Source organism: Streptomyces misionensis (genome assembly GCF_900104815.1).
In the GTDB taxonomy this organism is placed as follows: Bacteria; Actinomycetota; Actinomycetes; order Streptomycetales; family Streptomycetaceae; genus Streptomyces; species Streptomyces misionensis.
In genome coordinates this window covers 5,387,137-5,398,196 of record NZ_FNTD01000004.1, presented here as the reverse complement: position 1 = coordinate 5,398,196, position 11,060 = coordinate 5,387,137, and the positions used below count along the sequence as shown (strand labels likewise).

The 11,060-nt window shown below is 71.4% G+C and carries 12 protein-coding genes; 8 read left to right on the top strand and 4 right to left on the bottom strand.

What is annotated here, in order from left to right; all coding sequences use genetic code 11:
* Positions 1-86 precede the first annotated feature (86 nt).
* The 5 genes from BLW85_RS26370 (at position 87) to BLW85_RS26350 (ending at position 5,097) form a co-directional block, all read left to right on the top strand.
* Entirely contained in the window at positions 87-1,022 is a 936-nt protein-coding gene (locus BLW85_RS26370; RefSeq protein ID WP_070027737.1) for a coiled-coil domain-containing protein, read from the top strand.
* 90 nt (positions 1,023-1,112) lie between these two features.
* Positions 1,113-2,072 (top strand): ATP-binding cassette domain-containing protein, encoded by a 960-nt coding sequence (locus BLW85_RS26365; protein WP_070027736.1) that lies wholly within the window; start codon positions 1,113-1,115, stop codon positions 2,070-2,072.
* Entirely contained in the window at positions 2,069-2,884 is an 816-nt protein-coding gene (locus BLW85_RS26360; RefSeq protein ID WP_074993292.1) for an ABC transporter permease, read from the top strand. Before BLW85_RS26365 ends, BLW85_RS26360 begins: the two co-directional genes overlap by 4 nt.
* Before the next feature lie 129 nt (positions 2,885-3,013).
* Entirely contained in the window at positions 3,014-4,216 is a 1,203-nt protein-coding gene (locus BLW85_RS26355; RefSeq protein WP_074996216.1) for an ABC transporter ATP-binding protein, read from the top strand.
* Complete coding sequence (locus BLW85_RS26350) at positions 4,213-5,097, top strand: ABC transporter permease (RefSeq protein ID WP_074993290.1); 885 nt, start codon at positions 4,213-4,215, stop codon at positions 5,095-5,097. The genes BLW85_RS26355 and BLW85_RS26350 overlap by 4 nt, the downstream gene beginning before the upstream one ends.
* A 22-nt stretch (positions 5,098-5,119) precedes the next feature.
* Here the strand turns inward: BLW85_RS26350 and BLW85_RS26345 are convergent, their stop codons facing one another.
* A complete protein-coding gene (locus BLW85_RS26345) occupies positions 5,120-5,452 on the bottom strand; it encodes an ATP/GTP-binding protein (RefSeq protein WP_070027779.1) in 333 nt (110 codons plus the stop codon).
* Between the two features lie 220 nt (positions 5,453-5,672).
* Between BLW85_RS26345 and BLW85_RS26340 the strand changes: the two genes are divergently transcribed.
* The gene (locus tag BLW85_RS26340; protein ID WP_070027780.1) at positions 5,673-6,701 is read left to right on the top strand and encodes an LLM class flavin-dependent oxidoreductase; all 1,029 of its coding nucleotides are present in this window, start codon (positions 5,673-5,675) and stop codon (positions 6,699-6,701) included.
* Between the two features lie 122 nt (positions 6,702-6,823).
* Here BLW85_RS26340 and BLW85_RS26335 read toward each other — a convergent pair whose 3' ends face one another.
* A complete protein-coding gene (locus tag BLW85_RS26335) occupies positions 6,824-7,216 on the bottom strand; it encodes an SCO5389 family protein (RefSeq protein WP_070027781.1) in 393 nt (130 codons plus the stop codon).
* A gap of 286 nt (positions 7,217-7,502) precedes the next feature.
* Here BLW85_RS26335 and nucS point away from each other — a divergent pair, with 286 nt between their 5' ends.
* Positions 7,503-8,174 carry an endonuclease NucS gene (gene nucS / locus BLW85_RS26330; RefSeq protein WP_070027782.1) on the top strand — a complete coding sequence of 224 codons (672 nt, stop codon included), beginning with the start codon at positions 7,503-7,505 and terminating at the stop codon, positions 8,172-8,174.
* 7 nt (positions 8,175-8,181) lie between these two features.
* Here nucS and BLW85_RS26325 read toward each other — a convergent pair whose 3' ends face one another.
* A complete protein-coding gene (locus tag BLW85_RS26325; RefSeq protein WP_071828834.1) occupies positions 8,182-9,081 on the bottom strand; it encodes a LysR family transcriptional regulator in 900 nt (299 codons plus the stop codon).
* A gap of 62 nt (positions 9,082-9,143) precedes the next feature.
* Positions 9,144-9,665 (bottom strand): MarR family winged helix-turn-helix transcriptional regulator, encoded by a 522-nt coding sequence (locus BLW85_RS26320; protein ID WP_167381437.1) that lies wholly within the window; start codon positions 9,663-9,665, stop codon positions 9,144-9,146.
* A 109-nt stretch (positions 9,666-9,774) separates the two neighbouring features.
* Between BLW85_RS26320 and BLW85_RS26315 the strand changes: the two genes are divergently transcribed.
* On the top strand, positions 9,775-11,043 hold the full coding sequence (locus BLW85_RS26315; protein WP_074993288.1) for a multidrug effflux MFS transporter: 1,269 nt from the start codon (positions 9,775-9,777) through the stop codon (positions 11,041-11,043).
* Positions 11,044-11,060: the final 17 nt, after the last annotated feature.

Genomic DNA, 11,060 nt, shown 5'->3' with positions numbered 1-11,060 from the left:
TCAAACACGTATCCGCTCGATGACACACCGCTTCGGCGCCTAGGATTCCCCCTATCACCTCACCGGTCTCATTTGACAGGAACCCCATGAGCGACACTTCCCCCTACGGCTTCGAGCTTGTGCGGCGTGGGTACGACCGCGCTCAGGTGGACGAACGTATCTCCAACCTCGTCTCCCAACGTGACCAGGCCAACGCCCGTATCACCGCCCTGGAGAAGCGGATCGAGGAGCTGCACCTCGAGACGCAGAACGCCCAGGCCCAGGTCAGCGACGCCGAGCCGTCGTACGCGGGTCTCGGCGCCCGGGTCGAGAAGATCCTGCGCCTGGCCGAGGAAGAGGCCAAGGAGCTGCGTGAGGAGGCCCGGCGCGCGGCGGAACAGCACCGCGAGCTGGCCGAGTCGGCCGCCCAGCAGGTCCGCAACGACGCCGAGTCCTACGCCGCCGAGCGCAAGGCCAAGGCCGAGGACGAGGGCGTCCGGATCGTCGAGAAGGCCAAGGGCGAGGCCTCCCAGCTGCGCGCCGACGCGCAGAAGGACGCCCAGTCCAAGCGTGAGGAGGCGGACGCCCTCTTCGAGGAGACCCGCGCCAAGGCCGCGCAGGCCGCCGCCGACTTCGAGACGAACCTCGCCAAGCGCCGCGAGCAGTCCGAGCGCGACCTGGCCTCCCGTCAGCAGAAGGCGGAGAAGCGGCTCGCGGAGATCGAGCACCGCGCCGAGCAGCTGCGCCTGGAGGCGGAGAAGCTGCGCACCGACGCCGAGCGCCGCGCCCGCCAGACGGTGGAGACCGCCCAGCGCCAGGCCGAGGACATCGTGGCCGACGCCAACGCCAAGGCGGACCGCATCCGTTCCGAGTCCGAGCGTGAGCTGGCGGCCCTCACCAACCGCCGCGACAGCATCAACGCCCAGCTGACCAACGTCCGCGAGATGCTGGCGACGCTGACCGGCGCGGCGGTCGCCGCCGCGGGTTCGACGGGTGAGGACGAGCCTGTCTCCCGTGGTGTGCCGGCCCAGCAGTCCCGGTAGGTTCGAGCGGTTCCCCGCGACCCTTTGGTGCGCTTCGAAGCCCCCTGCTCCCAAGTGGCAGGGGGCTTCGTCGCGTCTTAGCGTGGCCGCATGATCGAGCTGGACGGGCTGACCAAGCGGTACGGCGAGAAGGTCGCCGTCGACGGTCTGACGTGCACCGTGCGGCCGGGCATCGTCACCGGGTTCCTCGGGCCGAACGGGGCCGGGAAGTCCACGACGATGCGGATGATCCTGGGCCTCGACCACCCCACCGCCGGGGACGTGCGCATCGACGGGGTGCGCTACGCCGAGCTGGCGGACCCGCTGACGTACATCGGCGCGCTGCTGGACGCCAAGGCCGTGCACGGCGGGCGCAGCGCCTACCACCATCTGCTGTGCCTCGCGCAGAGCAACGGCATCCCCGGGCGCCGGGTGGGCGAGGTGCTGGAGACGGTGGGGCTGATGGCGGTGGCCCGGCAGAAGGCCAAGGGGTTCTCGTACGGCATGGGGCAGCGGCTGGGGATCGCGGCGGCGCTGCTCGGGGACCCGCGGATCCTGATGTTCGACGAGCCGGTGAACGGACTCGACCCGGAGGGCATCCACTGGATCCGGAATCTGATGAAGTCGCTGGCCGCCCAGGGGCGGACGGTGTTCGTCTCCAGTCATCTGATGAGCGAGATGGCGCTGACCGCCGATCATCTGATCGTGATCGGTCAGGGCCGGCTGCTCGCGGACATGTCCATGGCCGACTTCATCCGGGAGCACGCGCGCTCCTGCGTCCGGGTCCGCTCGCCCCAGCGCGAGCGGCTGCTGGACGCGCTGCACGAGGCCGGGATCACCGTGGCGCAGGCACCGGACGGGGCGCTGGAGGCGGAAGGCGACAAGGCCGAGCGGATCGGCGAGCTGGCGGCGGGCCAGGGCATCGTGCTGCACGAACTGAGCCCCCGGCAGGCTTCGCTGGAGGAGGCGTTCATGCGGCTGACGGCGGGGTCGGTGGAGTACCACGCGCGGGAGGAGGCCGCGCCCGAACCGGAGGGCTGGGGCGCCGGGTGGCAGGGGGGCGCGCGATGACGGCCGTCGGCTCCCAGGAGACCGCCGGCGTCTCCCGGTCCACCCGGGCCGCCCAGGTGCTGCGTTCCGAGTGGACCAAGATCCGGTCGGTTTCCTCCACGACCTGGACCCTTCTGATCGCCATGGTGGTCACGATCGCGGTCGGGATGCTCATCTCCGCGCTGACCCGCAACGAGTTCGACTCGATGCCGATCCGTGAGCGGCTGCTGTTCGACCCGACCTTCGTCAGCTTCGCGGGCATGACGCTCGGCCAGCTCGCCATGATCGTGTTCGGGGTGCTGGTCGTCAGCAGCGAGTACAGCACCGGCATGATCCGGGTCTCGCTGGCCGCCGTGCCGCGGCGCGGCGCCTTCCTCTTCGGCAAGGTCGCGGTGGCCGGCGTGCTCGCCCTGGTCGTCGGCATGGCCACGAGCTTCGCAGCCTTCTTCCTCGGGCAGGCGATGCTCGGCCCCTACCGGGCCCGGCTCGGCGATCCCGGGGTGCTGCGCGCGGTGGTGGGCGGCGGGCTGTACATGACCCTGATCGCGGTGTTCTGCATGGGCGTCGCCGCGATGCTGCGCTCGCCGCTGCTGTCCCTCGGCATCCTGATGCCGTTCTTCTTCCTGGTCTCCAACATCCTCGCCGGGGTGGACGCCACCAAGAAGGTCGGCCGGTTCCTGCCCGACCAGGCCGGCAGCCGCATCATGCAGGTGGTGCCGCACGCCGACGAGGCGCCGTACGGCCCCTGGGGCGGCCTCGGGATCATGGCGCTGTGGGTGATCGCCGCGCTCGCGGGCGGGTACGTCCTGCTCAGGCACCGGGACGCGCAGTAGCCCGCCCGTTCACCCACCGTATTGCTCCGGCTTTACTTTCCTTTGGGCGGAACCGTCAGCGCCCCGATATCCTCCTAACCCTTACGGGGGCGGGTCCCCGCTGTCCTGAACCGTCCGATGGGTGCGAGCATGATCGAGGCTGTAGGCCTGACGAAGCGGTACGGCGACAAGACCGCCGTGTACAACCTTTCCTTCCAGGTGCGGCCGGGTTCCGTGACCGGCTTCCTCGGGCCGAACGGCTCGGGCAAGTCCACCACCATGCGGATGATCCTCGGGCTGGACAACCCCACGTCCGGCTCGGTGACCATCGGCGGCCACCCCTACCGCAGGCTGCCCAACGCACCCCGCCAGGTCGGCGCGCTGCTCGACGCCAAGGCCGTGCACGGCGGCCGCTCCGCCCGCAACCACCTGTTGAGCCTCGCCCAGCTGTCCGGCATCCCGGCCCGCCGGGTGGACGAGGTGCTCGGCGTCGTCGGCCTCCAGGACGTGGCGAAGAAGCGGTCCAAGGGCTTCTCCCTCGGCATGGGCCAGCGCCTCGGCATCGCCGCCGCGCTGCTCGGCGACCCCCAGGTGCTGCTGTTCGACGAGCCGGTCAACGGCCTCGACCCCGAGGGCATCCTCTGGGTGCGCAACCTGATGAAGGCGCTCGCCGCCGAGGGCCGTACGGTCTTCGTCTCCTCGCACCTGATGAGCGAGATGGCGCTGACCGCCGACCACCTCATCGTGATCGGGCGCGGGCAGCTGCTCGCCGACATGAGCGTGACGGACTTCATCTCGGCCAACTCCGCCGACTTCGCGCGGGTGCGCACCCCGGACACCGAGCCGCAGCTGCGCGACAAGCTCGCCGCCGCGCTCACCGAGGCGGGCGGCCATGTGCTGCCCGAACAGGACGGCGCGCTGCGCGTGACCGGGCTGGCGCTGCCCCGCATCAGCGACCTCGCGCACGAGGCGGGCGTACGGCTGTGGGAGCTGTCGCCGCACCAGGCCTCGCTGGAGGAGGCGTACATGCGGATGACCCAGGGCGCGGTGGACTACCGTTCGACGGCCGACCAGAAGGCGGGCCTCCAGCAGCCGCTGCCGCCCGGCGTCCAGCCGCCGCTGCCGGTCCCCGGCCAGGGCCAGCCCGGCTGGTACGCCCCGCCGCCGCCCCAGCAGGGCGGGCAGCCCTTCGCCATGCCCGCGGGCCCGTACGGCGCTCCGGGCGCCCCGGCGAACCCGTACGCGCAGCCGGGGCCGCAGTCGCCGCCGCCCGCCGCTCCCCCGGCTCCGGCCGCCCCCGCCGCTCCCCCCGCCCCCTCCTCCGACACGACCCAGCCCGAGGACGCCCGATGAGCACCCACCAGCCCCCGATGCCGCAGGCACCCGCAGCCGCGCCCGACTGGCAGGCGGCGCCCGGCGGCTCGTACCCCGGCTACACCTCGCCGATCCCGGTCGTGCGCACGCACCTGGGGCACGCGGTGGCCTCCGAGTGGACGAAGATCAAGTCCGTCCGCTCCACGATCTGGACGCTCGGCGTCTTCCTGGTCCTGGTCGTGGGCATCGGCCTGCTGGCCGGGGCGCTGGTGAGCGACACCACCGACAGTTCCTCGCTCAGCGGCACGAACCCGCTCTCCTTCGGGTTCTTCGGACTGCTCGTCGGCAGCATGTGCGTCATCACCCTCGGCGTGCTGACCACCGCGTCGGAGTACGGCACCGGGATGATCCGTACGACGATGACCGCGTGCCCGAGCCGGGGCCGGGTGCTGGCCGCCAAGGCGATCGTGTTCTTCGTCGTCGCCTTCGTCGTGACCATCGTGTCGACCACCTTCGTGGCCATGGTCCAGACGTCCATGCTGTCCGGCAGCGGCGCGCGTACGCCCTCGAGCGGGGACTGGGCCAAGGCCACCCTCGGCGTCAGCCTCTACATCGCCCTGCTCGGCCTGCTCGCGCTGCTGGTCGGCTCCATGATCCGGCACTCCGCGGGCGCCATCACCATCATGATCGGCCTGGTGCTCGCCCCGCTGGTGCTCGCGCTGTTCATGGCCACGGATTCGCTGCACGCGGTGCGCGACTTCCTGCTGGAGTACTCGTTCCCGAGCCAGCTCAGCGTCTTCTACGACAACGCCATCAGCAACTCCGGCCCCACCGGCTGGGACCCGCTGTGGATCATGCTGGGGCTGACCGCGGTGGCCGGCGCCGGCGCGTACGCCCTGCTGCGCGGCCGGGACGTCTGAGCCCCACCCGCTGGAGCCGCCGCTAGAACCGCGGCGCGTTACGGGACCGCTGCACCCGCGTGGTGCGGCGGTCCTTCGCGTTCCAGCAGGCCTTGTGCCAGTGGCGGCGGTCGTCGACGCCCGCGTGGTCGGGCCAGGCCACCACGTGCGGGACGGCGGAGGGGATCAGCTGGTCGCAGCCCGGGCAGCGGTAGGTCTTGCCCTCGGCGCTCGCGCCCGCGACATGGCGCACGCTCCACTCCTCGCCCTGCCAGTGCTCCGTGGACTGGAAGCCGCCGTACCGGCCGGTGCGGTCGTCCTCGGCGCTGGGGCCGGACGAGCCGGCGGCCTTCGGTCGGTTGCGGCGCGGGGACACGGGACACCTCTCGGGGCTCGACGGCAGGCAAGGTCTGCGTCCAGCCTACGCGCCGCCGACGGGGGCAGGCGAAGGGCGCCAACCGGTACAAGTCCCCCTGCGGAGCGGCGAATTCTGCAGACAATCCGTCAATTACCCCACCAGGCCGTGTCCTGCGCACGTGTCAGACGGTTATGCCGGTAGGGGAGCTCGGGTCGGAGCCGAGGAAGCGGGAAACGCGATGTACGTAGGAAGCTTTGTGCTGGGCGCCCAGTTCCCGGGCCAGGGCCAGGGTGAGGCGCTGCACCGGGCGGTCCGCTCGGCGGAGGTCGCCGAGGAGGCCGGTCTCGACTCGGTCTGGCTGGCCGAGCACCACTTCGTGCCGTACGGCACCTGTCCGTCGGCGGTCACCCTGGCCGCCCTGTTGCTCGGCCGCACCCGCCGCGTCCGGGTGGGCACGGCGGTCAGCGTACTGCCCACCGCCCACCCGGTCGCCCTGGGCGAGCAGGCCGCGCTGCTGCACCTGACGAGCGGCGGGCGGTTCACCCTCGGGGTGGGCCGCGGCGGCCCCTGGGTGGACCTGGAGGTGTTCGGCAAGGGACTCGACGCGTACGAACGCGGGTTCCCGGAGTCGCTCGATCTGCTGCTGCGCTGGCTGCGCGAGCCGGCCGTGGCGGCCTGCGGCGAGCGGTTCAGCTTCCGCGAGGTCCCCGTCGTACCGCGCCCCTCGGAGGCGCTGACCGACGCCCCGGGCCCCGAGGTCGTCGTCGCGTGCACCTCCCCGGCGACCGTCCGGCTGGCCGCCGAGCGCGGGCTGCCGATGCTGCTCGGGATGCACGCGGGGGACGAGGAGAAGGCCGAGATGGTCGCCCTGTGGCGGCGCTGCGCCCGCGCGGCGGGCCGGCCGCCCGAGGAGATCGCGGACGCCGGGCATGTCGCGGCCGGGGTCTGCCAGCTGGCCGACCGGCGGCAGGACGCGGTGGAGACCCTGATGAAGGCCATGCCGGGTTGGCTGAAACAGGGGCTCGACGCGCATGTGACGGTCGACGGACGCAGCCGCGCGATGCGCGATCCGCACGCCTACACCGAACTGCTCTGCGGGCTGCACCCGGTGGGCACCCCGCGGCTCGCCGGCGACCGGCTCGCGGCCACCGCGGAGCGCACGGGCATCTCCCGGTTCGCCCTGCTGGTCGAGGGCTCGGGCGATCTCGCGGCGACGGAGGACACCCTGCGCCGCCTGGGCGCCGAGGTGCTGCCCCGGCTGCGCTGACCAGCGGACGTGAACAACCGGCGAGCCACCTGGGGGGCTTGCCGCCCCGGCACCGAATGCACCTCCCGCGGGCGGAGCGGCAAGCAGGCGACGCGCTGCCCCGGACGTGCCGGAGCCGCGGGTCAGCAGTCCCGAAGTTCCGGCGACTGGTTCAGCAGCTGGGCCCGCACCGAGGTGAAGCGGGCCAGTCTCTCGTCCACCGAGGGGTCCAGCGGGAACACCGCCACCCGGTGGCAGTTCTGGAAGGCCAGCCGCACACCGAAGTGCCGTTGCAGCGCACCGCGGATGGCGTCACTGGCGAGCGCACGCAGCAACTGGCCGCGCGCCTGCTCGTCCGGCGGCGGCGTCTGGTTGTCGGCGAAGGGCCCGCCGTCCACCTTCAGCTGGGCCACCAGGGAGCTGATCATCTCCCACGCGTAGGGCAGGGAGGTCCGGACGCAGTCGACGAATTCTGCTTCGTCGACCTCGCCTCGCTCGGCCGCTTCGAGTAGGGCCGGTGAGACGTCGAGCGACATGGGTTCTCCTCTCGCACCCCCGATGAACAGGGGTTGCCGGACGGACAAAGGGAGTTCGGCCGTCAAACACGCTGAGTACATGGACCGCGACCTCCCGTTCCTACGGTAGGCAACGGTCGGTGACGACACCACCAGAATGGGTATATGGAACGGTCGGGTTGCGCCCACAATCGGCCAAGGACGAACAAGAGTTTCCAGGGATAAATCAGGGACAACCGGGGCGATCCGCAACCGGTGGGACGGGCGAATCGCGTGCGGCGACGGGTGTCGAGTAGCGTTGCGGACCATGCGTCTCGTCATTGCCCGGTGCTCGGTCGACTACGCCGGCCGGCTCACCGCCCACCTCCCCTCGGCGCCGCGCCTGATCCTGGTCAAGGCGGACGGCAGCGTCTCCATCCACGCCGACGACCGGGCCTACAAGCCCCTCAACTGGATGTCGCCGCCCTGCACGCTGAAGGAGGGCACGGGTGAGGACGCGGGCGTGTGGACCGTCGTCAACAAGGCGGGCGAGAAACTGATCATCACGATGGAGGAGATCCTCCACGACTCCTCGCACGAGCTGGGCGTGGACCCGGGCCTGATCAAGGACGGCGTGGAAGCGCACCTCCAGGAACTGCTCGCCGACCGCATCGAGACGCTCGGCGAGGGCTACACGCTCATCCGCCGCGAGTACATGACGGCGATCGGCCCGGTGGACATCCTGTGCCGGGACGCGAACGGGCAGACGGTCGCGATCGAGATCAAGCGCCGGGGCGAGATCGACGGCGTGGAGCAACTCACCCGCTATCTCGACCTGTTGAACCGCGACCCGCACCTCGCCCCGGTCCGCGGCATCTTCGCCGCGCAGGAGATCAAGCCCCAGGCCCGTGTGCTCGCCACCGACCGCGGCATCGACTGCCACATCATGGACTACGACGCCCTGCGCGGCATCGAGGACGACAAGCTGAGGCTGTTCTAGTACCGCTTCAGGACGCCCGCCTGGCCAGGTGGCCCGGTTCCGGGGCCGTGCAGGTGTAGTCGCTCATCGCCTCCTCCACGGCCTCCCGCGCCTGGCCGGCCAGCCCCGGCGCCAGGCGCGCCCCCGCGGCGAGGATCACCGGCAGGTGCCGGGCGGGCTCGGGCAGGCGCCCGCGCGGGACGACGGGCAGGTTCCAGCGGTCCTCGGCCGCGGCGAACAGCAGGCTGACGCCGACGCCGGACCGGCAGACGCCCACGACGTCCTCCACCCCGACCCCCCGGTAGACCACGTGCCAGGGGCGGGACGCGCAGGTGAGGGTCTCCTCGGCGAGCTGCCGCAGGGGCGTGGTGCGGCCGGCGAAGACGGCGAGGGGCAGCGAGGCGTCGTCGAGCAGGGCCGTCTCGCCGAACCAGGCGCACTCGATGGCGCCGATGACCCGGTCCGCCGCCTTCCGGGGCTCGCCGACCTTGAGGAGCATGTCGATGGCGCCCTCGGCGAGCTGGTCGGTCAGCTCGTCGCCCGGCCCCGCGAGCACGCTCGTGTCCACCAGGGAGACGTGGGCCTTCAGCTCGGCGAGCAGCGTCGGGATCACGCCGACCAGGGTCTCGCACACGCCGAGCGCCAGGCGTCCGGTGGGGCGGTGGGCGGACAGCCGGGTGACGAGTTCGTCGTTGGTGCGCACGAGCTGACGGGCGAAGCGCAGCAGCTCCTCGCCGCCGGCGGACAGTTTCAGGCTCGGGCCGGTCTCCCGGAAGACGGGCTCGCCGATCAGTGCGTCCAGGCGGCGGATGTGCTGGCTGACCGCGGGCTGGGAGATGCTGAGGACCTTGGAGGCCCGGCGGAAGCCTCCGACGTCCACGATGGTGACGAGAGTACGTAACGGACGTATGTCGAGATCGCGTCGCACAGTTTTTCCCCCGTTGTGCTGTTGCGTCGGCGGCGGCCCCTCGGGGCGGCGCCGCCGTGTACCTAGACCGCCTCCGGGTCCGGAGGCAGCGGCGAGCGGCGCAGCATCGCGTTCACGAGCAGGTCCAGGGCTTCGGCGACCTGGTGCTGCTCTGCTTCGGAAAGCTGGGAGAGAAGGTCCGCCTCCAGGGCGAGGCGCTTGGGGAAGACGGTATCGGTCAGCTGCTCCCCGGCGTCCGTGAGGCGGACCAGGACGGCGCGGCGGTCGGCGGGGTTGGGTTCCCGCACGACGAGGCCGCGCTTCTCCATCTTCGCGAGGATGTTGCTCATCGCGGCCCGCGAACAGCCGCGCAGCGCGGCGATGTTGCGGGCGATGAGCGGTGTGTCGGCGTGCCGCAGGGTGACCATCACGTCGAGTTCGCTCGACGTGAGCTGGACGCCGGCGAGGGTCGTGGAGGCCTCCAGCTCCACCAGGACCTGGAGGCGGCGCAGCCGTCCGAAGACATCCATGGAATGGGTGTCGAGATCCGGACGGGCCTGCCGCCACCACAGGGTGACTTGGTCGCTGGGGGTGGACGGGATCACGGAGACCTCCATATTGTTAATCACTGAACCATAGTGTAACTATCTCGGGGTCCGGCCGAGAACCGGCGGCCCGCGGGACCGACAACCCACACCACGAAAGGCTCGTCGGATGCAAGCTCGTCCGCTCCACGGCACGCCTCCGGCCCGGGGCGGGGCCGTGATCCTGCTGCTGGCGTCGCTGACCGCGATCACCCCCCTGGCCACCGACATGCTCTTACCGGCGTTCCCGGACATGGGCCACGACCTGCACGCCGCCGATTCCAGCGTCCAGCTGAGCCTGACGGCCTACCTGCTGGGCATGCTGGTCGGACAGCTGCTGATCGGCCCGGTCAGCGACTCCACCGGCCGCCGCAGGCTGCTGCTGTGGGGGTCCGCGCTGTTCGCCGTGTTCTCGGTGCTGTGTGCCGTCGCCACCAGCACGGAACTGCTGAACACGGCCCGCGTCCTGGAGGGCGTCTCCGGCTCGGCCGGCATGGTCCTCGCCCGCGCCGTGGTCGGCGACTGGTACCGGGGCCAGGAGGCGGCGAAGCGGTTCTCGATCCTGTCGGTCATCTTCGCGGTGGCCCCGATCATCGCGCCGGTGCTCGGCGGCCTGATCACCAACGTCTTCTCCTGGCGGGCCCTGTTCGTCGTCCTGGCCGCCCTCAGCGTGGTCCTGCTGATCGCGGTCGCCGTGGCCCTGCCGGAGTCCCTCCCGCCCGAGCGGCGCCACTCCGGGGGCGTCGCCACGGCCTTCCGGTCCATGCGGAGCCTGCTCGCGGAACGCTCGTTCCTCGGCTACGTGCTGGTGTTCTCCTTCGCCAACGTCGCCCTGTTCTCGTACATCTCCGGCTCCAGCTTCGTCTTCCAGGACGTCTACAAGCTCTCCGCGACCCAGTACAGCCTGTCCTTCGCGGTCACCGCGGTCGGCATCCTGATCGGCGGCGCGATGGTCGGCAACCTCGCCGCCAAGGCCGGGCTGAACCGGCTGCTCACCATCGGCGTCACCGTCGGTCTCGCGGCCTCGGCCGGACACGCGATCGTCTCCGTGACCGCGGGCAACACCCTGACCACCTCGCTGGTCTTCATGTTCCTGTGCATGTTCGCGATGGGGCTGACGATCCCCTCGATCATGACCATCGGCCAGGAGATCGGCCGCCGGTCCGGTGGTGCCGCCTCGGGCGTCATCGGCGCCGGGCAGTGCCTCTTCGGCGGCATCGCGGCGCCCGTCGTCGGCGCCCTGGGCACCGGCAGCGACAAGCCCATGGCCGCCCTCATGGTCATCGGCTTCGGGTGCGCCTTCCTGTGCCTCGTCCTCATCGCCCGTCCGTGGCAGCGCCACGGCGAGAACACCGTCATCGGCGGACAGGCGCCGCAGGGCGCCGCCACCGTGCACTGAGCCCGGCACGACTCACC